Below are 23,302 nucleotides of genomic sequence, written 5' to 3' on the forward strand. Positions count from 1 at the left end.
AAGCCGCAGTCCTGCGTGCGGCCGCAACAGTGGACGGTTGTCGCGCGCAGGACGGAGGAAATTCGCCCTCCTGCCGCGGGCGGTGAACGGGATACCGTAGGAGCGTCAGCATAGCGCCGGCCACAGGACGGGACGCGGCTCCGACTGTCCCCGTCCGGTAGTCCGCATGTTTTGGTCGAAGCCGACCGGCTGAGATCGTGCGCATTTTGGTTCTCGACGGTACGGCCGCTGATCGGCGATGATGCGAGGACCGAGTTGCCTGGAAGAAATCGATCTGGTCTTGCACCTTTTTCGCTTCCTCATTCGCGGGGCAGCTTGTGATTTTCCAGCCTGACAGACCCTCCCCTGTCTATAAGAAATTTCCCGACGCATGAGCGCACGTCCAACACAGTGCGGGCTCCAATGCTCACCGGCTGCGCGAGAATGGTAACCACCTACCTTGAGGGGAGCGCCACGTGCGTAATCAACGATGCAGGCGCTGCCAACCTCGGCATCCCCGGGAATAGCAGGCTTATAAATGAATATATCGTTGATCAACGCTATCGGCGCAGCCGCCGGGAGATGGACAGACCGCGTTCCAGCCAGCGGTATCGATGTTCCAGGCTAAAGGCATTGGCATGCCCGAATTAGAAAAATGACCTGAATCCCGTAAAGCAGCAACAAAATGCCGAAAGCTATCCAGAAGCCCGGTCGCGTAAGCAATGCCAGATCTTTTCTTAGCTGCTCCATTCACATCAACTAACATGGCCAAGCGTCGTTCCCGTGCGCTGGGGACAAATTTCAACTAAGCTGATCGGCTTCGTCGCATAATGGCCGTGCCACTGCGGATCGAGACACCTCAGCGCCCCGCATGAGCACGCGCAACTCGATCGGAGGCGCAAGGAGAAAGTTCGGAACGGTTCCAAGAGCCCCATGCAAACTGAGCGCCGCAGCGGACGATAAGGTTCACGGATATCCCGGCGAACATCCGCACAGCAATGGTCAAATCAGCGGCAGAAGGGCGTCCGAAAAGGGCTGCCGGCGGCTCTGTCGTCGGAACTAAAAAAGAAAAGAAGCAGAACTTTCGTGTGCGATCGCGCACATGATCGCGTCTGCGCTTCAGTTCGCTTGAGAAAAACGCATCTCTTCGTCACCGCCTCATCGAGAGCCACCGCTGCGGCATCCTGAATACAGGTCGGCGATCCGAAAAGCATGCATTGCGCAAGAGTTTCCAAACTGATGCCAAGACCGGCCCAAGCGTCCATCCTAGCCTGCAGATGCTGTTGAGAGGAACTCGCCGTTGAATATTGTGCTGCGGTAAACCTCATCGCTGATGATCCATAGATTGTGCCGCTCGGCAATGTCGCAATGGTTTCCAGATCCTCCTTGCCGAACACATATACGCCGGGATTGTTTGGGAGTTCAGCAAGATCGCCCGCCTTCGATCTCATACCGCTGATTGGACAATATTCTCGGATATCTCTGCCGCGCATTTTGCAGCGCTAGTTTGACGGGTCGGGCCACTGCTCCGCCGGCGCGTATTGCCGCTTCGTATGTAGCATACCAAGGCTCGAGGCAAAGCACCTCGTCGCCAGCTCCGGCAACGGAAGCTTAGTGTGATTGAGCGGCCAGGCGGCCGGTCCCCAATTCGTTCGAATGATGCGCTTGCCTCGCCAATGTCGCATGGTGAGTCAGCCGGCAAACCAAAACACTCAACCGCCGGTTAGGCCCGGCCGCCTGATGCGCCCCACAAGAGGCTGTGCCGGGCCGTTCGTCGGGGCTTCTGCACCTGAGCGTTAATGTGCCCAGGCAACACACCATTGACGCCAAGACGATGGCAAGAAGGGGAGCCGCGCAGTCCTCAAGAATAAGTCAGCAGGCACCTAGACCGATGTAGGGCCTTCCAATCGCAGCTCTCGGCTCCTCGCGGCGCCGGCGCCCTGGCATCGTTTGATTGAACGAAGACGCTGAGTTGAGCTCTCGATACAAAAGCATCTCAGTCCTCGTGCCTCAATCGTTCCGGGCATGCGGCTGCAGGGGATGAAGTCATGAAGTTCAGGGATTTGATCAGACGCGCCGAGGACAATGTGGAGAGGTCGTTCGACGATCTCGAAGCTGACTTGGCTAACGCTGTCGACCAGTGCCTCGATTTGGAGGATGTCGCCGACGTGCCAAACATGGCAGGCGACAACAACGAACAGGATGACAGCGTACCAAGCGAGGACGGTGCCGGCGACGACGATGATAGCTCGCCGATACCAGCGCATCGGATGACCTCACACACGCAGAGCCGAATTGCTGCCGTGAGCTCGTTTAACGGCTTGTTCCACGATGCCAAGCTCCATTTCGAGGAGATCAACGCAAAAATCTCCGAAATTACAAGCACATGTCAACTGACGTTCGAGTTTTTTCACATCCTTCACGCGGACATTCTCCGTGCGAACGAACTGGAGTTGGCGAATCAAAATCTGATCGCAGATCAAAGGAGCTTGTCGGAAACACTCAATGACCTGAACAGACGGTACTGTGAGCGTCAAGGCACGGTCGAGACATTGCAGCAGCGCCAGGCAAGCCTTGTTCAAGAGTGCGAAGTGCTCCGTGGCGCATTGGCCGCGGCAAGGCTAGAGCTGGTCGAAGCGGCGAACAACACCACAAAGAACGAAGCGGAATTTGGCGACCTCACGAACATGCTTGCCGCCGCAAATGTCGAGGCCGACAGGCGCTCCCGAGAGAACAAACAGCTGCGTGAAAAAAATGTGAGCCTGTCTATTGACCTGGAAAAGGCCATGAAGCGGGAGGAAGAGGCACGGCATAGGCTGGATGCCTTCTCGACGATCCATGCCAACGAAGCTGCGCGAAATTCCGAAATGCTGAGTGCGCTCGGCAAGAGCGAAAAAGAGGCAATCAAATTGCACACCTCACTCGAGGTTGCGCAGGCCAAGTTATGGGAGGTGACCGAAGCAGCCAGGATTATGCAGGCGGACATGGATGGCGAGCTTAAACGCTGCCAAGCTGAGAACCGAGGATTGCGCTCAGAAGTTCAAAGCCTCCAATCGCGCTTCGAACTCGCCTCAATCGCAAACAACGAGGCCGCGGCCGAGATCGCCAGGCTCCAGCTACAATGGAGCGACGCCCTGGCGGAAAAACAGGTGACTGACGAAAGGTTGGCCGCACTCGCTGAGGAGGCCGAAACCAACAAGGTGAACCTTTCCAAGATCACCGCAGATTTTGCGCAACTGTCCATGCAGCAGGCGTCCGATCAGATTGAACTCGATGTGAGACGGCAGGAATGTGAGGACTTGCGGGTCGAAATTGCCTCGGTCAATGCTCGGGTCAGGGAATTGCTGCCCTACAAGAGGTCGCATGGAAGCGCTAACGCCTTGCCGCATACATCTGACGTGGCAAATGTAGCGGTGACTGCAGACCGAACGGTGCATGCCGCACGCCGTGTCCGCCGGAGGGCCCTCGCCGCGTCGTAGGGGCAAAGAACCTCTCCTCGTGAGGCAATTGCCCCTGTCGATGATCGTGGAACGGTATGCGCTGTTTGTTGCGCAAAAGATGACAGGACACTAACGCTGTTGTCGGGGCAGGACTTGGTGAGGCGGCCAGGAAAATCCTGTTGGGGTATCCTTGTAGCCGGGACAATGTCCCAGACGAGCCTCGCGCGTCGGCCGCAGGCGTCACCCCTGTCGGCATCACGTCGCCTACCCTAATATGTCAGCAAGCACGCCTGCCGTGTTCCCGCGGTCGACCGCTCACAGCCGCCATGTCATTGCCGGAAAGCCCTCGACATCTGGTCGGTAAGCGGCTTCAGCAGATAAGACCAGACGCTGTGTTCGTCCGTACTTATGTGAACCTCCGCTGGCATACCGGGTTTGAGCACTTTGGCATCGGTCAGACAGGTGGACTTGTCTTCGACATTGATGCGCGCCGAGAAATAAGAAAGCTGGCGCTGTTGATCTTTTATCAGGTCCGCCGAGATGCGCTTGACAGACCCTTGGCAGGCAGGCGTAGTGCCGGCGTCGAAAGCCGGAAACCGGATCGAGACCCGCTGACCTGGACGAACGTCATCTATGCGCGACGGCGCAATCAGCGCGTCGACGACAAGGTTGCCGGTGTCAGGGACAATCATCATGAGAACCTCGCCCGCGGCAATCACGCCGCCGATCGTGTGAATGGAAGATTCCTGTACGGTTCCCGATTGCGGCGCGCGGATGGTGGTTTTGGCCAGTTCGTCCTGTGCCACAACCTTGCGCTCGCTGAGTTCGGTTTGCTTGGCTTCCGTTTCACGAAGTTCGCTCGTTACGTCACTACGCCTTTGTTCATCGAGCTGAAGAATCTGCAATTCGGTCTCGCTGATCCGGGCCTGCGCCTCGGCAACTGCCGCCGCGAGGCGCCCTGATTCTCCGTGCGCCCGGGTGGCATCCAGTCTGATGTTGCTAAGTCGCTCTTTGGACACCAGTTTCTTTGTAAAAAGCGCCTGTACATCGACAAGATCGCCATCCAGCAGGACCACGGATTGTTCTTCCGCGGTCTGTTGCGCCTTGAGGCCCTCAACTTGGCGTTCGAGTTGCTTTGAGCGGCTTTGCAATTGTGCCTTCTGCCCGTTGAGGGCCGTAGCGCGGCTGTCGAACAGCGTGCGCTCGCCGTTCACCAGCGCAGCCAGCTCCGGCTCGCCCATTCGCGCTTGAAGGCTGAACGGAAGCTGCATCTCCGACAGGCCTTGCCGCTCTGCCTCCAGCCGCACAAGCCGAACCGTTGCCCGATCAAGATCCTTGCTAATTATCTGCAGATTGGCTCGTGTCAGTGTGTCGTCCAACCGTGCCATCACATCGCCGGCCCGTACATGATCCCCGTCTTGCGCGAAGATGCCACCTATCGTGCCGCCCGTCAGATGCTGCACCTTCTTTATGTTGCTCTCGACCACCACGGTCGCCGGCGCAATTACCGCGCCAGCAATCTTGGTCAGACCGAGCCAGAGCCCGCCGCCGGCAAGCAACATAACCGTGACCGCCGCACCCAGGATCAGGTTGGCCCCGATTCCATCGCGCGTGCCCGAAATCGCGTTGCGCCGGCTCCCATTGCCGATCGGGGCCGATGGAGCCATCGTCGCCTCAGACAAAAAAATATTCCTCATGCGTGACCGCTCACCCCTTTGTGCATCGCGACGGCCGCTGCCGGGCGTTCAACCGGCGCAGCAAAGGGGCGGATGACGTTGGCCAGGACCTCCTCGCGTGAGCCGAAGGCGTGAAGCATCCCATTGGACATTACGAGTACCCTGTCGATGTTGGTAAGGGCAGAAGGACGGTGCGCAACTACGATGACGATGCCTCCACGTCTGCGCACTGCCAGGATCGCGCCGGCCAAGGCGGTATCGCCATCGACGTCCAGATTTGAATTCGGCTCGTCCAGAACGACAAGAAACGGATCGCCGTAAAGTGCCCTTGCAAGCCCTACGAGTTGCCGCTGTCCAGCCGACAAGGCTGTTCCTCCCTCGCCCATGCGTGTTTGAAAACCGTTCGGCAATCGCATTATCATTTTGTCGACGCCCGCTGCCTTGGCAGCTGCAAGCACGCCCTTGGCGTCGCCCTTCCCGCCAAATCGCGAAATGTTGTCGGCAACCGTTCCATCAAACAGTTCGACGTCCTGGGGCAGGTAGCCAATATGTGCGCCAAGGTGTTCTTGGTCCCATTGGTCAAGCGAGGCGTCGTCCAGCCTCACCGTGCCGCGAAGTGGCTGCCAGACGCCCACCAGCGCGCGCACAAGCGTGCTTTTGCCAGAACCGCTCGGGCCGACAACGGCCATTCCCGTCCCTGCAGCCAGGCGGAAGCTGACATTGGCTACCGTCGGTTTTTGCTGGCCCGGTGGCGCTATAGTCAGGTCCTCGACCGCAAGCTCCGCTTGGGGGCGCGGAAGTTCCATATGTTCGTCCCGGTCAGGAAAAGCGGCCAGGGCCGTTGCCAGTTGCGAATAGCTTTGCCGGAACGCGGCGAAGCCTCGCCAGTTCGCGATAGCGGCGTCAACAGGAGCCAATGAGCGGCCCAGCAAGATGGAGGATGCGATGATCACGCCTGGCGAGGCTTCGCCTCCTATCACCAGGTAGGCACCCAGTCCAAGAACGCAGGACTGCAAGGCCAAACGCAGTGCCCTAGAGAGTGCCCCGGTGGCGCCGACGACGTCGGAAAGCTTCTCTTGGTGCCTCAGATATGCGTTATTGATCTCGCCCCAGCGGTGGGCAAGCCGTGCGGAAAGGCCCATCGCGCGTACGACCTCCGCGTTGCGGCGTCCGGATTCGGCGAGATTGCGCTGCGACACCAGCGTCTCGGACGCGCGTGTCACCGATGTGCGGCCAAGAACTTCCGCCATGACCGTGAGCAGCACGACAATGATCGCACCGCTTGTGGACAACAGACCGAGCGCAGGATGCAGGAAATAGATGATCAGCAGGTAAAATGGAATCCACGGAGCGTCGAATATAACAGTCGGCCCCATTCCGGAAAGGAAGCCGCGTAACTGATCGAGATCACGGAGGGGCTGTATCCGGTTCGCATCCTGCCCGCCAATGAGCGGCAAGGACAGCGAGAGGCCGAACACCCTCTGCTTCAAATTCCTATGGACACGATTGCCCACTCGAACCAGCAGGCGCAGCCGCACGAAATCCAGCAGCCCGTAGACAGCGTAAAGACCCAGCATTCCGATCGTGAACCCGACAAGCGTCGGAACGCTCTGCGAAGGTAAAACGCGATCGTAAATTTGCAGCATATAGACCGAGCCGGTCAGGGCGAGAAGGTTTATGACTGCCGAGAAGACGGCGACGCCTACCAGGCCAGGCACGGTCCCAAGCATTGCGCCTCGCAAATCCGACGAACTCCTTCCACCAGGGTTCATAGGCTTCGACCTCCCGTGAGAGATCGTTGCGCAAGCTCACTGGCCCCACTGGGCACCGACAATCTCTTGCTGTTCAGGAGCGTATCCCCTTAGCCTTCTAATATTACGCCCCACTAACATGCTTGGACTTTAGTCAAAATGTAGCAAAATCGTGGCGCTGCCCTCAGAAACCCGGAACCCACATGTCAAATCGGGGGAAAACTGCCGTTCCATGGTATTTGGGCGGGGCTTCATGCCGGGCGGAGCGGCCCAAGAAAACCACCCCCTGCCCTTTTTCGGGGCATTTTCGCGCTTTAGCGCTTCCTCGCAACAACCAGGAAGTGTTGCGCCAGCTGGCCAGGAACGCAAAGCCTTCTGCAGGCCTTCTCGACAGGCTGCATCATCATTTCACAGAACCCTGGCAACAGGTTTCCCGGCCGAGGCAGGTAACCGTACGGTATCGTCTGCTCGACGGTGAATCCCGAGGCAGTCAGGAGGGCCTTGAACCTCGCCGCGCTCAGCGTGTGGCGAATTGTGCGTCCAGACACTCGATTGAGCAGCCGGCACGCCAGGCCGACGGGCGACGTCGCATTCATGTGAACGTTGCACACAAGCCGCCCGCCATCTTTCAGGTGCTCATTGATCGCTTTCAGTGCATGCCATTTCAGTTCATCCTCTGCGTTCAGGAAAAAACGAAATGCGGTTACCACATCGAACGTCATACCCAACTTCTCCCTTGTCACGTCGACGTGACGCAAACTCACATTGGGCGGTACTTGAGCGCTGTCGAGCATAGTTCTGGAAACGTCGGCGCCAACCACCTCGCTGAAGAGGCCGGCGGCTACCTCGGCGATGCGACCTGTTCCGCATGCGAAATCGAGGCAGTTTCGGCTCGCTCCGCTCAAGGGGCGAAGAACGTTGAGGATCAGGGGCTTTTCGATGTTCTCCCAAAGCGCGCCATAATAGCCGGAACTGTGCGTTTTGTTGTAATGTAGGCCGTAGCCGGGCGCGCAATGGCTGGTCCTATAGCCGTCCGACACCCAGCCGCCCTGCGCATTGCTCTCCTTGCTGGACGTAAATTCCTGCCAATTTCCGGACTCACCGGCGCGCGACCTGGACCGCACAATTCGCGCTGACGGCATATGGGAAGCATAACTTGCAGACTGCGTCATCTGATCCGCGTTCGTTGAGGGTGTCAGGGTCGCTCCCTGGTTGAAAATGCGCCTCACCTTGGATCTCCGTTCAATTGGGTTGCCCCCCCGATAGAACAGTAAGCTCCGCACGGACTGCGCTGACGCCCTATTGGACTGCCACACTTTGCAGTTCACTGCTGAATCTGGCTTCGAGAGTATCCCCCGGCAGCACAATCGCATCTTCGTCAACCAACAGCTTGCGCCATTCATTGCCGATCTTGCGCACGATGGTCACCTGGGCCCGTACCGTTTCGCCGGCAATCGGCAATGGCTGTGTGGATGCTCCGGTCGGCTGCAGCTTCTCGCTGGCGGCATGGAGCCTGGCGGTGACATCCGCCAGCCGGGCGTTGGTGTCCTTCAGATCCGTCAGCAGGCCAATCCTCCTTTGATTGTCGTTGCGTTCGTGCTGTCTGACAAAGTCCTCCTGCTGGCGCCGCGCCCTCATCAGTTCGACCGAGGTTTGAAGCGCGCCGCTTGAAGATAAAAGCAACGCGCGCCTGACATCCGCGAGCCGGGTGTTGGTCAGATTGCCTGCATCGAATGCCTTCGTCACTCGCGCCAAATCTTGCTCATCCGCCTTCACGCTCTCGCCCTCGACTTGCTCGCGTTTCTGCAAAACGTCAATTTGCTCGGCAGCATCCGTCCGGCCCTTCTCCAGAAAATCCTGTTCCTGCCGGAAATCACTCAGCGCAACCTTCAGCGCCTCTGCTTCAGCCTGTGCCATCGCGGCTACAACGCTCGGCGAAAGAGGTGATCCCTGTGGTGTCTTCTTGTCGAAATCCGCCTGGCCCTGAAGCTCGGCGCGAATGCGGGCGGCGTGAAGGTATTCTTTCGTGTAATCTCCCCAGAGCATTTCGTAATCGCGCTTGAGATCAACCGGATCAGGCCCGGCCTGGCCTGCCCGTGATCGCAAAAGACTGAAGCCGCCGGAAACGGCCAGCGCCTGCCGTACAGTCATGAGCGGACGGTAGGCCTGTTGTCCTGGGGTGAGCACATCGCCCGTTACATAGATCGGGCGATAGTCCGCTATGATTGCTGTGACATCGTCAGGCTCGACAGTAACTGTCTGCTCCCGCCCGTCAGTCAGACGCACGTGAAAAATCTTGCTTGGCAAGAGCTCTTGCATGCGCCTTTGCAATTGAGACGCCGTCAGGCCTGCGACCATGATCATCCCCGCCTCCGGAAGGGCAATATTGCCATCCATCTGGACTACGGCGCGCTGCGTCCGATCAGGGATCGGCGCTATTCCTATCTCGACCGTATCGCCAGGTGAGAGTTGATAGGGCTCGACCTCGCCTGCGCAAGCCATCGAGGTTAGCGACATCATCACGACTGCGCCAAGAACGTATCGTCTACTGAAGGTCATTTGCGACAATCTCCTTCCGGTCGAACACCGGCTTCAAAGGCCATTCAACACGAGTAACGAAATCGTATACCGGGCCACCGGGCACGCCCCAGTTGCTGGACCAGACCACCTGGGTGCCGTCTGGAGACGGAGAGGCATGCGTCTCGCTCCAGTAGTCGAAGGGCGCGTTGTGCGTGTCTGCGACACGGCGGACCTCTCCACTGCCGTCTAGACGCAGCGCAATGACTTGCTGAGCGTAAGGCGCCCAATCCGGGTGCTGCGATAGTTCGGCTGGCGTGCCGCCATAACTCAGAAACACCCAGCCGGGCCTGCCGAGCGACCTGAGTGACGCATGCATGGCCTCGCCATATTTCATCAGCGAGGTAGCCTTGCCATCAGCCAAGCGGCGCTTGATCACCTGATATTTGTCAGGATCCGATTTGCTGATCCCGACATAGATTTCGCTTCCGTCGGAATCGACCGTCATGTCGCCATGGCCCGGTCGATGGTGCTCCATCCACTTCTGGCCCAATATGCCGTCGATGGAGAAGACGAAACTCGCTTCGATTCCGTCCGGTAATTGCTGGGAACACACTATGTTGATTCCGAGAGGTGAGATCGAGCAGGAGCCGGTCGTTCCCGGGAATTCGGCAAGATCGATATCCGGGAATTTCCGCCGTTGCTTGAGATCGTAGCCAAAAACCACCGCTCGGCCGTCATTGTTCGTTGCACGCACCGCAATCCGGCTGCCGTCGCGGCTCGGATTGCCTTTGTTGGGTCCAAATTTGAGGTTGGAGTACGCTCCGGAGGCGAACACGACGTCCTCATGATCGGTACGTGGGGCCCATGTCGCAATCTGCCGGCCCCCGACGCAGATCATCAACTCGGGATCAGTGGGATGCCATTCGCATTCGGTCGCGCGGTTGCGGTGGAACAAAGGCAAGTAGGTTTGTCCGTCGAGAAAGCACAGGCCACCGCAGCCATTGGCGATCAGGAGCAGGCTCTGGTCGGCATTCCAAGCCTGTGCGCTTGAGTAACGGTGGGTGCAGTACTTCTTCCCGCATACACCCGCCCGGCCGAGAACGCCCGGTCTGGTGATCCGTGCGAAAACCATGCCAGACCAAGGATCCCTTGTTTGGCGCACATAGCCCGGCAGGTTGTTCACGACCGCTGTGGCCGCCACCTCCGCTGCCTTGCTTTGACGGCCGCCGGCAACATAGATGTTAGGAGATATGGCACCGGCAGCCAGCAACAGCGCCAACGCATGACGGCCGCCCAGGGTCATGTCATGTAACCCACTTCGCGCCGTACCCGGCCTTCACTAAGGCGCTCGCGCCACCACGTGATTGTTCGCTCCAGCCCATCGCGCAGGCTGGTCTGTGTCCGCCATCCAGTCTCACGTTCAAAGCGCGAGGAATCGGCGAGCAAGGCGCGAACTTCGGAATTTTGCGGCCTCAGGCGGCTTTCATCACGACGGACCGGCTTTTTGCAATCGGTCAACTCAAGAACAATGGCCAATACGTCCGAGACGGTCGCAGCGCGTTGGCTGCCAGCGTTGTAGGCGTGGCCGAACTCGAGCTGGGCGAGACCTGCGGTCAGGAACGCTGTCGCGGTGTCTTCGACATAGGTCAGGTCGCGGATCGGGCTGGTATCCCCGACCATGATCGCAGGACATTTCGGGTCGAGGACTTGCCGGATAATGGTCGGCACGATGGCGCGCTCACTCTGGCGCGGGCCATACGTGTTGAAGGGTCGCATGATGACCACAGGGACATCGAACGACCTGGCGTAGGACTCCGCCATCATGTCGGCGCCGATTTTGGATGCCGAATATGGTGACTGTCCCTGCAGGGGGTGTGTTTCGCCGATCGGCATGGTTTGGGCAGTTCCATAGACCTCGCTCGTCGAGGTATGGATCACCCGCTCCGTCTCCCATAGGCGCGCCGCTTCGAGGACATTCACCGTGCCCAGGATGTTGGTTTCCACATAGGACTGGGCAGCGGCGTAGGAGTATGGAATCGCAATAAGCGCCGCCAGATGAAAAACCGCGGCTTGGCCGCGCATGATCCGGTTAAGGAACGCACTGTCGCGGACGTCACCACGGACGAGCCTCAACTGGCTGCGGATGGTGTCCGGCAGATCGTCTAGCCATCCATGGCTGTCAAAGGAATTGTAAAGGGCAAGGGCTGTGACATCTGCCCCGTTGCGAACAAGCGCCTCCGTGACATGCGAACCGATGAATCCGTCCGCGCCGGTCACCAGGACTTTCTTTCCATTGTAGCTCATCACTGCGCATTCCCTTGGCTGTTTGGAACGCTTCCCTTGGATATTCAAACGTCGATCGGCGGTACCGGAACCCAACCGACCACTGCCAGCACTCCCCGCACCATCCACGCGAGGTCGGAGACGATGGTGCGTCGCGGATAATACGAGAGGTCCAGTGTTGCCTTGGCGGGGAACATGACCTCCCGGTAGAACACGATCGGATCCACGGATTGGGGGAAGTAATGTGCTTCGTGCCGAAAAACGACCTGGGCTGGACCCAGCAGGCCTGGCTTGTATTGCAGCACGGCCCTAAGCTCGCCCCGGAAACAATCGGCGAAAGCCAGGCTCTCGGGTCGTGGACCGACGATCGCCATTTCGCCTTTGAGGACATTCCACAGCTGCGGTAGTTCGTCCAGCTTCGTCGCTGCGAGAAAGCGGCCAACGGTGGTCATGCGTGTATCGCCCACGACCGTCAGCGCAAGGCCTTGAGAGCCGCAGTTCACACCGAATTTGCGAAATTTGTACATGCGAAAGGTTCGGCCGCCGGCCCCGATGCGGGTCTGAGCGAACAAGATCGAGCCACCGCCCTCGAGCAGAAGCGCTCCGGCGATCAGCAGCATCAATGGCGCCAATGCGACGGTAGCGATGCCCGCCACCGCAAGATCGATTGCGCGTCTCGCAAAGCCGTGATCAGGATTTGGAACGAACATCCGGTGAAAGGCAGGGTCTAACGCATTCATGCAGCAGTTCCTCTTTGGGCGCCTGCTTTGAGCGCGCCTGTTTTGAGCGCGGCTGCCAGGGCAGCCACGACTGATTCGGCGGCGGCGGAAGTGACCTGGGGGTGCAGCGGAATTGTGAGCTCTCGCTGAGCGAAATCCTCTGTGTGGGGCAAACTCACGCCGGGAAGGCGCTCGCGGTAAAACGTCATTTGGTGCACCGGCGGGTAGTGGATGGTGGTTTGTATGCCCTGTGTCCGCAACTCGTCGATGACATCCTGCCGGCTCACGTAGCGCGGCAGGACGATCGGCATGATGTGGTAAGCCGACGTCCGGGGTTCGCTAAATGGAATGACAATAGCTGGGCAACGGTCCGCGATCAGGCGTCGGTACAAGACAGCTATGATACGCCTGATTTCGTTCCACTCTTGCAGGTTCTGCAACTGAACCAGCCCTATTGCCGCTCGCATCTCGTCCATTCGGTAGTTGAACCCGAGCATCGTGACATCATATTGCGGCGTACGACTGTTCAGCCGCTGATGCGTCCCCGTGGTCATTCCGTGCCCGCGGGCCAGGCGAACCCTGTCGAGCAGATCGGGGTCACGTGCAATCACGGCGCCCCCTTCGGCCGTTGTCATGTTCTTGTTGCCATAGAAGCTGAACGCGGCCGCGGCGCCGAAGGTCCCGACTTCCCTAAGCCCGGGCGCGTGCGCAGCGTCCTCGATGATATGCAGCCCGCGAAGCCGGGCGAACCGCTGCCATTGTTCCCGATCGGGGAGATACCCGGCGAAGTGAACGAGAATGACCGCTTTCGTGCGCGTCGTGCACCGCGCTTCGGCTTCCGCAACCGAGATCAACGGCACGTCGACGGACTCGATATCGACGAAGACCGGCGTCGCCCCTACATACAGCACCGCATTCGCCGTCGCCACGAACGTCAGCGAAGGAACCAGTACTTCGTCGCCAGGGCCGATGCCCAAAGCATGGAGGAGAAGATGGAGCGCTGCGGTGCAGGAACCAACCGCAACGCAATCTCGCGCGCCATGCATGCTGGCAAAGGCCTGTTCGAACTCTCGTACCCTGTCCCCCATCGTAAGCCAGCCGCTATCAATCACCTGCGACAGGGCTGCCTTCTCTGGCACGCCTAGGATCGGGGCGCTCACCAAGAGCATCTTGACCTCCTGAAAGCCTTGTTAGTGGCTAGACCTCTGCATCAGACTTTCATGCGGCTGCGGCGGCAGCCGCGACCTCGATTGAGGACGACTGATCTTCCCAGGCAATTGCCTGCGCATTCTGGAAGTCATCGACACGACCGATGTCGAGCCAAAGACCGTCATGCTTGTAAACATGCACGGTCGTGCCGCCCTGCATCATCTGCAGCATCAGGTCATCGAACCCAAATGGGATCCCGGACGGAATGAACCGCAGGACATCTGGGTTCATGCAGTAAATCCCCATGCTGACGAGATGGGAAAGCGTCGGCTTTTCCCGGAAGAGCTGGACGGTATTGTCGATCTCGTCGATGACCCCGAAGTCCATCTTGATATGACGGCACGCCGTGGCGATCGTAACGGGATCCCTATGCAAGCGGTGCGCGGCTACAAACCGGCTCAGGCTTAGATCTGTGAGGACATCGCCGTTCAGAACGACAAATGTTTCGTTCAGTTCATCCCTAATCAGAGAGAGAGGTCCGACGGTGCCGAGTGGCTCCATTTCCTGGGTATATTTGATCTTCAAGTTCCATTGCGATCCATCGCCGCAGACGCTCCGGATCAAATGTCCTAGATACCCTGTCGTAATATATACCTCTTCAATGCCGTTGCGCCGCAGCCACTTCAAAAGCAACTCAAGAACAGGCCTGGCCCCTATCGGCATTAATGGTTTCGGCAGGACCGATGTAAACGGTCGAAGGCGCGTACCCATCCCACCACATTGAATCACCGCTTTCATTCGATCCTCCTGATCTGCAGTTGGCTTTGTTCGGGATCGGTGTTCCATTGTCCGGCCAGGGCACACCCTCAAATCCGGCCAAACCTCGGCGGCAATCCGAACATCATATGTGAAAAGGTATGTGACAGCCGGGGCGGCTGTCGTCGTGCATTTGAATGGTAGGGATTCAAAACGTTCAAGGTATTAGATGGCCACGAGATCAACAGCCGATAGAAGCGCGATTGGGCACTGATCATGACGGCGATAAAACGAAAGCAGTTGCTTTCAAGAAAGCTGCGATCCGCCCGGGCCGGGCCGGCCTACAGGTCCGGCGACAGCGGGTGGCGACATAACAGATGCCACATGATTACGATGGTCCTGAACAGCTGGCTTTGGACCCAGAGATGGGAAACCGGCATCGTTTTGCCGACAGGCACCGCACGCCAGGGTTAAAAATCTATGGATGAGCTTCGCAATTTAGTATTATATTAGACGTTCTGGATGTGCGTGGATGGGACGCTGCGGACATCACTGTGATGCGTTGACCAGTGGATGGCCGCCATTTTAGGACCACCACGGATTGTCGATCATAGGCGAATGGGAGGTTCCAGCGGGTTTTCTCGTCGGGAACCGAGTAACGCGTTGGGGTAGTTGCATGGCTCGGATCGTCATTGCCGACGATCACGGCTTATATCGGCGTGGTCTCCGGCTGGCACTCATGGCTGGAATTCCAAGCGCCGAAATTTTCGAAGCTTCGTGTTTCGATGCCGCGGTCAATCTTTTAGAGGAGCAGGCGTCCATCGATCTTGCGATCCTCGATCTGAACATGCCTGGGCTGTTCCATCAGGAAGTGCTCAGCGACTTTATGGCTGCCTATCCTGACACTCGCTTTGCGATCGTTTCCGGGGATGATTCCCGCTCGGAGATACTGACCGCGCTTTCGATCGGACTTCACGGGTATATCGTCAAATCGCAGAGCGACGAAGAAGTCGTGCTGGCTGTAAACGAAATCCTCGCTGGCCGGATCTATGTGCCATCTCTGCTATCTCGAACGTCTGCCGACCAGAGATCGCATGCCCCCCCACCTCCGGTTCAAAATCCCAGCCGCCGGCACGAGGGCTCGGGCGACGTCGCTAGGCTGACGTCTAGACAGAAGGACGTCCTCAAGCTGATGGCAGAGGGGTACTCGAATAAGGAGATTGCCCGTAATCTGGACATTGCCGAGGCGACAACGAAAATCCATGCCGCAGCCGTGCTGCGTGAGCTTGGGGTTAGAAACCGTACCGAAGCAGCTGTGTTGCTCCAAAGCTGGCTGACGAGACAGGCGAGTTGACGTATGCCCCTCGAACCGGCCCGAGTTTGCTTGCAGGAAATCGCAGCAAAGGGCCCACACCATCGGTTAATTGGCCAATTCGGCTTCGACTTGTAGGGGCTCTATTGCAATCCAAATTCCTCAATTTCTTTGCGCGATACACGCAGCGAATATCGAAGGCCATCTTCGGTTATTTCCATATTCGGGGAATGCCCGACAAGCGGCGTGCTGTCCACACCGATTATCAGTGACCCGAACCCGCGGCGTACGACTTTTGAACTCTTCCGTCGGCCCGATTCCACCCAATCGAACACGAGGTCGTCACCTTCGTCCTCGGATGCAAATCGCCACTTAACTTCGACCTTGCCATTCGGGTCACCCAGCGCACCATGTTTCACCGAGTTTGTCGTCAACTCGTGAAGGATCATCGCCAAGCCCTCGGCGGCGCCGCTTGGCACAGTGAGGGAAGGTCCACTGATCGTAATGTCGCGTGTCTCCTTGAAGGGCTGCAATTCCCGGTCCACGAGTTCATGGAGCATCCCTGACAGGTTGGCATGACGAGAAAGGATGCGATGGGTCGCCTCCAGTGTTCGAATCCAATCGATCAACATCTCCTTGTATTTGGCAACATCATTGTCGGGAATATCGATCATGTTGACCAGAGCTCTAATCACTGGAAACACATTGCTGAACCGATGGCGCTCTTCGCGCATTATGCGCTCGCGTCTCTTTACGGCGGCGCGAAGCAAAGTTGTTTGTCGACGTTCGGTCAGATCCGCCGCCACCCCGATGCGCATTTTGCGGTCGCCGTGCTCTTCCTGCCGTCCACGCAATGCAATCCAGCGTGTGTGACCATCCACTTGCCGGACGCGAATCTCGACGTCAAAGTTCAATGCCGATGAAGGCTTTGCCGAGGCGGACAACTTCGGCCAGTCGACGGGATGGATTACGGCCGAGAGTTCTTCCAAGCGGCGGACTGGGGCCGGAGGCAGACCAAGGATGTCCCAGAACTTGCCGGAGCCGGCGACTGTCCCATCCTCAATGTCTATTTGCCATGTGCCCAGGCGCCCGGCAGATACGGCGAGATCGAGCCATTCCTTCTGAGCCCGAAGGGCCTCGCGTGCCGCTTGTCGCTCGGAAATATCGTCAACCACCACGAATACGCTCTCATTTGGCGCCTCGTCCGGCCGCGACGAAGACAGGGCCAGGTGAGCCCAAAATGCCGTGCCATCCTTGCGCAAAACGCGGATATCCGTCGCCGACGCGGTCCCATTGCCCAAATCTTGCAAAAGTTTCCGCACAGTACCTCGATCGTCGGGGAAAATGAGTTCCTCCAGCTCCAGTTGGGCAAGTTCCTTGTGCGCGTAGCCGGTCATCTCCAAAAGCCGTCTGTTCGACTGCAGCAGTTCGCCATGGCGATTGGTATTAGCAAAGCCCAAGGCGGCAGCATCGATGGCAGCGAGCCTCGCTTCTGCCACCCTGAGCGCGCCGTGCAGATCTTGTCGCAGGCGGTGGAACACGGTTGCGATCAGGCTACCCGAACCCAGAAGGAAGACGGCCCCGGTCCAGTCTCGACCAGTGAGGTGACCGTCCAACAGGTGTCGCATCCACAAGCCGGCGACCGCCATCAGAAGCGTTGCTGCGATGGCAACAAAACGGCCCTCAAGATACACGATGACAACGGTTATGGGGATAAACGCAACAAGCGGCAACGGCTGGCCGCCATATACCGTACTTATCGCCTCGAATGCTATCGATGCTGCAAACACCAAAAGCGAAGCTAGATGAGCCCACGTAGTGCTCGACACATTCGATTTGAGCCAGCGCAGGTCCGAACCCATGCGCAAAGACTACAACTTTCGGTCTAGTCCGTCGAGACTAGGCCGAAGGGGTGGCACCTAATCCCATTGCCCGATTGCCATGACTTTGCCGGCGAATAAAATCATGGTGTCAGGAGCGCTCTTCAGAAAGATATATCCAAGAGACGCTGCGGAAAAACCATTCGCAGATTTCTCGCAGTATGTGGAAATTCAAGTTGAAGCAGCAACTTCATCAGATTTGATTTGCGTCAGTAGCAATGGGTTGGGTGGAAGCGATGACACTGATTGAAACGCGAAACGATGCGCTTGCAGGCAGGCAATACATTGTATTGAACGATACCCGCCACGAAAGGCCGATAAGCCTTGTGGACCGACCGGACGCAAGGGTCGGCGGATCTCGACGACGCAGCCTGGAATCCATCACCGGCATGCTTGATCGTATGGGTTGCGGCTATCTCGTCCTGGACCGAGACAAGAAAGTAATAGAATGGAACGCTGCCGCTCGGGACACCCTCGCACGCCAGGGCGAAGCAACTGATACAGCCGTCGAGCTTGCTGCCGGGTTGAGGCGGCTGGTCGCGAATGTTCCGGTCCACCTCCAGCCGGGCTCACTCTCATGGGTAGTGATCCACAGCAGAGGCGACAGGCCGGTGACCATGAACGAGACGGGCGTCGTTACACCGGACGGGACAACCGTCGTCGCATTGCTGGACCGGGATAACAAATCGGCGGCCAACCCTCGCACGTTGCAAAGGATGTTCGGTTTGACCAGCGCGGAAACGCAGTTGGCGCTACGCCTCGCCCATGGCGACGCGCCCCTGGAGATCGCCCGTAGCTGGCATCTCAGTCGCACGACTATTCGCTCTCAGCTCGCCTCGCTGTTCGCCAAGACCGACACGAGGCGTCAGGCGGAACTAGTGGCTCTTTTGGGGCGCATTTCGGTTTTGCCATGAGAAATCGACTGCTGTCTGCATCCGCTTTGATTCAGACAGCGGCGGCCCGCATTGAGCGCGCTGTCGCGTAGATCACAAGGCCGGCGGCGCCATTTCCGATCGTTCAAGCGCTGCCGAGATAGCGCGGAACGCGGAACCTGGAAACGGGAGTGACTTGCCATGGCCGAAGCAGATTCGAAGGTCAACAAGCTGGCGGATATCGTTCACGCGCTGCAGGATGGTGCTGCGTCGAACCTTAAGCACACGGGGCCGATCATCGTCACGGGCGCCGCTGGGTTCATCGGATTTCATGTTGCGTCACGCCTTTTGCGGCTCGGCGCCGAGGTCATCGGCGTCGACAACTTCACGCCTTACTACGATCTGAAGCTGAAGGAGGCGCGATTTACACGGCTCTGCGCCGAGCCGAGGTTCACGCCGAAGCGCTTCGACCTGGCGGACCGGTCGCTGGTGAAAGCGCTGTTCTGCGAATTCCAGCCATCGCACTTCGTGCATCTGGCCGCCCAGGCCGGGGTGCGTCATTCGCTCGTCGACCCGCATGCCTATGTGGAGTCAAACATAGTCGCATTTCTCAACGTTCTGGAGGGCTGCCGACACGCGGGCGTTAGCCATCTCGTTTATGCCTCGTCGAGCTCCGTATATGGCGCCAATCGACGCATACCCTTTTCCGAGCATCATGGTGCCAATCATCCGGTGAGCTTCTACGCCGCCACCAAGGCCGCCAACGAATGCATGGCGCATTCCTACAGCCATCTGTTCGGCTTCCCCGTAACCGGACTGCGCTTCTTCACCGTCTATGGCCCCTGGGGCAGGCCCGACATGGCAGTCTATACTTTCACCCATGCCATCGCCGAGGGCCGAACGATCGAAATCGCCAATGCCGGGCGCGTATGGCGGGATTTCACCTATATCGACGACATCGTAGAGGGGGTTGTTCGCGTGCTCGCCAAACCACCGTGTCAGGATCCCGGTTGGGACGGTCGCGCTGCCGATCCTGCCACCAGTTCGGCGCCATATAGGCTCTACAATATCGGCAATGATCGGCCGGAAGAAATCAACCATCTGATCGCGCTCATCGAGACGGCCCTTGGTCGCCGCGCCGTTCGCGTCAACGTACCTTTACCGCCAGGTGACGTCCTGGAAACCCGCGCCGATGTCAGGGACCTCCGCCGCGCCGTTGGCTTCGCACCGGCGACAACACTGGAGGACGGCGTGCAACGTTTCGTGGAATGGTATCGGGAATTCCATGCACGCCCTGTGGGGCAGGTGCGACCAGCTGGCCTTCCGGCAACGGCATAGTGAGCACAACGCCGCCATTTCCTTGGTGGACAGGGTGGCGATACGCCGGCACTGGAAGGGGCCCAAGCTGCCGTCCTGTACTGTGCCCGACCCCCAAAAGGCGCCGCGCATAGCGGGTGAGCGGCTTCTCGAACAGACGATGGGTGATAAATGCCACGCCGAGGGTTATCGCCAAGGCCGAACCGATGAAGGCCCACGGGCCGAGCACAAAGATCAACCCTGTACGCCAGAACAATATGCGCATGGCGCGGATCACGAATGGATGCATGAGGTAAAGAGCGTATGACGCATCGCCAACGCCAGCGGCCCACCTCGCCGCCAGGCTGTCATGCCTCAGTTTACCCGGCGGTGCCAAGGCAGCACTCCAAACAATTAGAGACGCCGGAATGCCATACACGACAGAGCGACCAAAGCCGGCCGAGATATCGGGAAACGCCGCCGCAAGCATCAGGGCACCCAGTCCCGTTGCGGCCATACAGGCCCTGATTGGGCCGGAAGGCCGCAGGCCTGAGGCGCACATGACCCCGATCATCGCGCCGAAAGCGAATTCGAGGATGATCGGATTGGTCCAGAAACCCCAGGGCTCAGGCAAAGGAGCCCCAAGAGCGCCCGAGAGCACCATCCCAACCAGGATCGCGAGCAGGACCGTAACTGCCCACCGCATGGGCAGCACGATCGTCGCCGTGAACAGCACGTAAAACAGCATCTCATAATTGAGCGTCCAACCCAACTCGTAGACCGGCTGAACGACGCCGTCAGGGCGACTGGCCGGAACGAATAAGTAGGATTCGACTACAAACCTGAAATCGACGTAGCTCTGGTTGAGAAGATTTGGGGCGGCCACCGCTACCGCAATGTAGAGCGAGGTGAGCGCCCAATATAGCGGGACAATTCGCGCGATCCGGCGGGAAATGAAGAGACGCGCGCCCCCGGGCTTTGCGAACAGCTGTCGCGACGTATGCACCATGATAAGCCCGGAAATCACGAAGAAAATATCGACTCCAGCGCTCCATGGTATCGGATTCCAGCTCTGAAAGGTGCGGCCGGCCTGTAATTCCAGGGTGGCCGCATCATGCTGGGCGTGTCGCAGCGCGACCGAACTAGCCGCGAGGGCGCGCAGGACCTGGACCTGGGTGAGGGTTTCGCGTTGGCTGCGCTCGACAGGCGTCGATCTCTCCGAGCGACGGCGCACTGCAGGCGCCGAGGCGCTCGCCATTCGGGCTTGTTCCATGGATGCTCCGCAGATTGTGAGCACACCGTGGTGCACCTCCGAAACTGATGCATCCTTCAAATGACGGACACCGCCCGCAAAGTATCGGCTGCCCGCGGGGACGCGGGTGTCCGGAACAGGTATACGCCGAAGCGTTTGCGCAGCCCTATGGGCCTTTGTGCGATCCGGGCTTCGTGACTTCCTGCCCGAACGACGGCGATCACCGTAGCGAAAACAGTGGTCTCATTTGCTCGCCCTCAAGAACCAATGCCATTGACGGGCATCGACCGCGCTCGGCCTCATCGACAGCAAGGCAAAAACCAAGCCTGGCATGATTTTCAGTCGCTTGCGGATATAAACGGCCATGGCAATGCTCCAGATGCTCAGTGCAAGTGCCACACCCACCGCAGCGCCAAGCAGGCCGTACACCGCAACTCCGGCTGCACAGGCAATTATATTGGCCACAGCACCCGCTACCATCGTCGTTGCCGCAGCCCATTCATTTCCAGTCATGGTCAGGAGATTCTGTTGGGGCCCGCACAGCGCGACAAAGACATATCCCAAAATCAGAACCCGTGCGATCGGCGCTCCCGCGCTATAACCCTCACCGAAATAGCTCAAGAACGGCTCGACTATCACCATCATTGGGACGGCCACCAGGATGGCACCGCCAGCAGAAAGCAGGGTTGCGCGCGCGAACAGCTGTTGTAGGCCTCTGCGATCGCCTCTGACGTAGAGATCGGCTGCTGTTGGCGAAAACATGGTTGCCACGGCGATACGGGACAGGCCCACGAGCATCGCGACATTCAAGGCCAGCGCGAAAATACCCGCTTCAGCAATATGGCTTGTCCAGCCCAAAACCAGGACTCCTGCCCGACTGACGAAAACATCGAGCCCAGTGATGAGCATGAGCGGGGGGACGGCAAGCCACCATTCCCTCGAGGCATAACTTGGCTTGGCGTGTCCCAGGCCGGGTGGTTCAAACCTCCTAGCGATGATGAACACCAGCGCCGCTGTGAAAGCGGAACTCACAAGCACCGCCATCGTCACCGAGGGCGCATCCACTGTTCGAAATCCCGACAATGCCAGGAGCGCTACCAACACGAGCAGGAGTCCGTCTCGCATGATGCGCTCCGGCAACAACGCCGAGACAACGCCGCCGAAAGCACGCACAAGCGTGGCTCCGAGAGCATAGGCCGTAACCAAGGGCACAGCCATCATGCCGAGCACGATGCTTGTCTCAAGCCCTCTTTCCGTTGGATCTGAAAGGAACAGGACGGACGCAGCGCCGATCATCCCGAATAAGGTTGCCGCTATCAGCGATCTCTGCAGCGCAAATCTTATCACCCCGCGGGCCAGATCAAGCCTGCCACTGGCCCTATAGGCCGGGAGGAAACGCAACAATGATACATTAAAGCCAAGCGTTGCCAGATAGGCGAGCACTGACGTCCAAGCCTGAACGTAGGAATAGATGCCGTAGTTGTGAGGTCCGATAAGGCGTGCAATTGCCAACTGGGCAAGACTGGTCAAACCAGCGCCACCAATATAGATCAGCAAGGCGAATATGCTTGCCCAAGCGAGCCGCGAGCCCATGTCCTTGTTGCGCGGCGGCGCGGTTGCTGAACCAGTTACATCTGCGCGATGAGCCGGCAACTCAATTTGCTTTTCGCCGACCGCCCTATCGAAGCGCGACAATGCAGAAAGTATTTGTCTCTCAATCCGACAAATACTTTTAAAGGTCGATGGACCATCGGTGTTTTCGACGGAGATGATTTCCCGGCCAGATGTTGTAAGGAGGTCATGCATCGCTTCAAAAACGGCGAACGAGCGCATGTTCACGTTCAAGTCGGCCTCGAAAATCCGTTCCGCCGGCGGCTCAAGCTCCATCCGCCGACGAAGGCGACTTTCCACGACCGCAGCTGGCACCAAGAGCCTGACGGTGAGATCGGCCGCCGGTGCGAGGCTGAGCGCCTTTTCCAGCGCTCCGGGGTTGGTGCTCCCATTAAACATCGCAAGCGAACCAATCGCTTGAACATATCCTTGATCGAAAATTATAATTTCGGGCGATTGCTCCGCAGACTTCCAGCAACGCGAAAGGTGCAGGATGTATCGCCAGATTCGCGCGCGCCATATTCGGTTTCTTGGCGGTATCATCCTCACCATTGCAAAGGAATTGGAAATATCATCTGCTCGCCCTGCCGAAAAAAGCAGTATTCTAGCTGTTGAAAATATCGCCGATACGATCCGTGATATGAACAGAAAGATTCCGAGATCATATTTGGCGGCCCTGGTGCTTGGCTTGTAGCTGAGAGCGACCTTGGCGTGATAGCCTTTCCCGCGCAGCTGCTGCGCAAGCGCATGTGCGAAGGTTGTTTTGCCGGATCCTGGAGGTCCGAAAAATTCAATGATCATCGTGT

17 protein-coding genes and 1 pseudogene are annotated in these 23,302 nt (G+C 58.5%); 4 read left to right on the forward strand and 14 right to left on the reverse strand.

Features of this window, described 5'->3' with window-relative positions:
* Nucleotides 1-511 precede the first annotated feature (511 nt).
* Together NLY44_RS14015 and NLY44_RS14020 are read right to left on the reverse strand one after the other, a co-directional pair.
* On the reverse strand, nt 512-751 hold the full coding sequence (locus NLY44_RS14015; protein WP_156941031.1) for a hypothetical protein: 240 nt from the start codon (nt 749-751) through the stop codon (nt 512-514).
* Nucleotides 752-986: 235 nt separating this feature from the next.
* Nucleotides 987-1,472 carry a hypothetical protein gene (locus NLY44_RS14020; protein ID WP_155923887.1) on the reverse strand — a complete coding sequence of 162 codons (486 nt, stop codon included), beginning with the start codon at nt 1,470-1,472 and terminating at the stop codon, nt 987-989.
* Nucleotides 1,473-2,027: 555 nt separating this feature from the next.
* Between NLY44_RS14020 and NLY44_RS14025 the strand changes: the two genes are divergently transcribed.
* Nucleotides 2,028-3,458 (forward strand): coiled-coil domain-containing protein, encoded by a 1,431-nt coding sequence (locus NLY44_RS14025; protein ID WP_023805940.1) that lies wholly within the window; start codon nt 2,028-2,030, stop codon nt 3,456-3,458.
* A 290-nt stretch (nt 3,459-3,748) separates the two neighbouring features.
* Here the strand turns inward: NLY44_RS14025 and NLY44_RS14030 are convergent, their stop codons facing one another.
* The 9 genes from NLY44_RS14030 to NLY44_RS14070 form a co-directional block, all read right to left on the reverse strand.
* Nucleotides 3,749-5,086 (reverse strand): HlyD family type I secretion periplasmic adaptor subunit, encoded by a 1,338-nt coding sequence (locus NLY44_RS14030; protein ID WP_023689788.1) that lies wholly within the window; start codon nt 5,084-5,086, stop codon nt 3,749-3,751.
* 26 nt (nt 5,087-5,112) lie between these two features.
* A complete protein-coding gene (locus NLY44_RS14035) occupies nt 5,113-6,825 on the reverse strand; it encodes a type I secretion system permease/ATPase (RefSeq protein WP_023805941.1) in 1,713 nt (570 codons plus the stop codon).
* A gap of 335 nt (nt 6,826-7,160) precedes the next feature.
* Nucleotides 7,161-8,075, reverse strand: a complete 915-nt coding sequence (locus NLY44_RS14040) for a class I SAM-dependent methyltransferase (protein ID WP_023805942.1) — start codon at nt 8,073-8,075, stop codon at nt 7,161-7,163.
* A 70-nt stretch (nt 8,076-8,145) separates the two neighbouring features.
* On the reverse strand, nt 8,146-9,405 hold the full coding sequence (locus NLY44_RS14045) for a polysaccharide biosynthesis/export family protein (RefSeq protein WP_023754510.1): 1,260 nt from the start codon (nt 9,403-9,405) through the stop codon (nt 8,146-8,148).
* The gene (locus NLY44_RS14050; RefSeq protein WP_023729565.1) at nt 9,392-10,669 is read right to left on the reverse strand and encodes a hypothetical protein; all 1,278 of its coding nucleotides are present in this window, start codon (nt 10,667-10,669) and stop codon (nt 9,392-9,394) included. The genes NLY44_RS14045 and NLY44_RS14050 overlap by 14 nt, the downstream gene beginning before the upstream one ends.
* Nucleotides 10,666-11,670, reverse strand: a complete 1,005-nt coding sequence (locus NLY44_RS14055) for an SDR family NAD(P)-dependent oxidoreductase (protein ID WP_023681044.1) — start codon at nt 11,668-11,670, stop codon at nt 10,666-10,668. The genes NLY44_RS14050 and NLY44_RS14055 overlap by 4 nt, the downstream gene beginning before the upstream one ends.
* A 44-nt stretch (nt 11,671-11,714) precedes the next feature.
* Entirely contained in the window at nt 11,715-12,389 is a 675-nt protein-coding gene (locus NLY44_RS14060) for a sugar transferase (RefSeq protein ID WP_023681043.1), read from the reverse strand.
* Nucleotides 12,386-13,537: a DegT/DnrJ/EryC1/StrS family aminotransferase gene (locus tag NLY44_RS14065; RefSeq protein WP_023711225.1), complete on the reverse strand. Its 1,152-nt coding sequence runs from the start codon at nt 13,535-13,537 to the stop codon at nt 12,386-12,388. The genes NLY44_RS14060 and NLY44_RS14065 overlap by 4 nt, the downstream gene beginning before the upstream one ends.
* Before the next feature lie 49 nt (nt 13,538-13,586).
* Nucleotides 13,587-14,315, reverse strand: a complete 729-nt coding sequence (locus NLY44_RS14070) for a nucleotidyltransferase family protein (protein ID WP_023681041.1) — start codon at nt 14,313-14,315, stop codon at nt 13,587-13,589.
* Between the two features lie 634 nt (nt 14,316-14,949).
* On the opposite strand from NLY44_RS14070, the gene NLY44_RS14075 reads away from it, so the two are divergent.
* Nucleotides 14,950-15,627 (forward strand): LuxR C-terminal-related transcriptional regulator, encoded by a 678-nt coding sequence (locus tag NLY44_RS14075; RefSeq protein WP_023670902.1) that lies wholly within the window; start codon nt 14,950-14,952, stop codon nt 15,625-15,627.
* A 101-nt stretch (nt 15,628-15,728) separates the two neighbouring features.
* Here the strand turns inward: NLY44_RS14075 and NLY44_RS14080 are convergent, their stop codons facing one another.
* Nucleotides 15,729-17,447 carry a sensor histidine kinase gene (locus tag NLY44_RS14080; RefSeq protein ID WP_023805943.1) on the reverse strand — a complete coding sequence of 573 codons (1,719 nt, stop codon included), beginning with the start codon at nt 17,445-17,447 and terminating at the stop codon, nt 15,729-15,731.
* A gap of 254 nt (nt 17,448-17,701) precedes the next feature.
* Between NLY44_RS14080 and NLY44_RS14085 the strand changes: the two genes are divergently transcribed.
* Nucleotides 17,702-18,379, forward strand: coding sequence for a helix-turn-helix transcriptional regulator (locus NLY44_RS14085; protein WP_023689781.1), 678 nt, complete (start codon nt 17,702-17,704; stop codon nt 18,377-18,379).
* A 159-nt stretch (nt 18,380-18,538) separates the two neighbouring features.
* Nucleotides 18,539-19,675 (forward strand): NAD-dependent epimerase/dehydratase family protein, encoded by a 1,137-nt coding sequence (locus NLY44_RS14090; protein ID WP_084013037.1) that lies wholly within the window; start codon nt 18,539-18,541, stop codon nt 19,673-19,675.
* 151 nt (nt 19,676-19,826) lie between these two features.
* On the opposite strand, the pseudogene NLY44_RS14095 reads toward NLY44_RS14090, so the two are convergent.
* Both NLY44_RS14095 and NLY44_RS14100 read right to left on the reverse strand, forming a co-directional pair.
* Nucleotides 19,827-20,906 (reverse strand): annotated as a pseudogene (locus tag NLY44_RS14095) (acyltransferase family protein); the annotation flags it as partial.
* A 222-nt stretch (nt 20,907-21,128) separates the two neighbouring features.
* Complete coding sequence (locus NLY44_RS14100; protein WP_031356120.1) at nt 21,129-23,297, reverse strand: polysaccharide biosynthesis C-terminal domain-containing protein; 2,169 nt, start codon at nt 23,295-23,297, stop codon at nt 21,129-21,131.
* Nucleotides 23,298-23,302: the final 5 nt, after the last annotated feature.

The organism is Mesorhizobium sp. C089B (assembly GCF_030323125.1).
Lineage (GTDB): Bacteria > Pseudomonadota > Alphaproteobacteria > Rhizobiales > Rhizobiaceae > Mesorhizobium.

Excerpts from the sequence above, each read along its gene's own strand:
- NLY44_RS14025 (WP_023805940.1), top strand. The coding sequence starts at position 2,028 with ATGAAGTTCAGGGATTTGATCAGACGCGCCGAGGACAATGTGGAGAGG.
- NLY44_RS14030 (WP_023689788.1), bottom strand. The coding sequence starts at position 5,086 with ATGGCTCCATCGGCCCCGATCGGCAATGGGAGCCGGCGCAACGCGATT.
- NLY44_RS14045 (WP_023754510.1), bottom strand. The coding sequence starts at position 9,405 with ATGACCTTCAGTAGACGATACGTTCTTGGCGCAGTCGTGATGATGTCG.
- NLY44_RS14020 (WP_155923887.1), bottom strand. The coding sequence starts at position 1,472 with ATGCGCGGCAGAGATATCCGAGAATATTGTCCAATCAGCGGTATGAGA.
- NLY44_RS14070 (WP_023681041.1), bottom strand. The coding sequence starts at position 14,315 with ATGAAAGCGGTGATTCAATGTGGTGGGATGGGTACGCGCCTTCGACCG.
- NLY44_RS14055 (WP_023681044.1), bottom strand. The coding sequence starts at position 11,670 with ATGAGCTACAATGGAAAGAAAGTCCTGGTGACCGGCGCGGACGGATTC.
- NLY44_RS14080 (WP_023805943.1), bottom strand. The coding sequence starts at position 17,447 with ATGGGTTCGGACCTGCGCTGGCTCAAATCGAATGTGTCGAGCACTACG.
- NLY44_RS14050 (WP_023729565.1), bottom strand. The coding sequence starts at position 10,669 with ATGACCCTGGGCGGCCGTCATGCGTTGGCGCTGTTGCTGGCTGCCGGT.
- NLY44_RS14060 (WP_023681043.1), bottom strand. The coding sequence starts at position 12,389 with ATGAATGCGTTAGACCCTGCCTTTCACCGGATGTTCGTTCCAAATCCT.
- NLY44_RS14100 (WP_031356120.1), bottom strand. The coding sequence starts at position 23,297 with ATGATCATTGAATTTTTCGGACCTCCAGGATCCGGCAAAACAACCTTC.
- NLY44_RS14085 (WP_023689781.1), top strand. The coding sequence starts at position 17,702 with ATGACACTGATTGAAACGCGAAACGATGCGCTTGCAGGCAGGCAATAC.
- NLY44_RS14035 (WP_023805941.1), bottom strand. The coding sequence starts at position 6,825 with ATGCTTGGGACCGTGCCTGGCCTGGTAGGCGTCGCCGTCTTCTCGGCA.
- NLY44_RS14065 (WP_023711225.1), bottom strand. The coding sequence starts at position 13,537 with ATGCTCTTGGTGAGCGCCCCGATCCTAGGCGTGCCAGAGAAGGCAGCC.
- NLY44_RS14075 (WP_023670902.1), top strand. The coding sequence starts at position 14,950 with ATGGCTCGGATCGTCATTGCCGACGATCACGGCTTATATCGGCGTGGT.
- NLY44_RS14090 (WP_084013037.1), top strand. The coding sequence starts at position 18,539 with ATGGCCGAAGCAGATTCGAAGGTCAACAAGCTGGCGGATATCGTTCAC.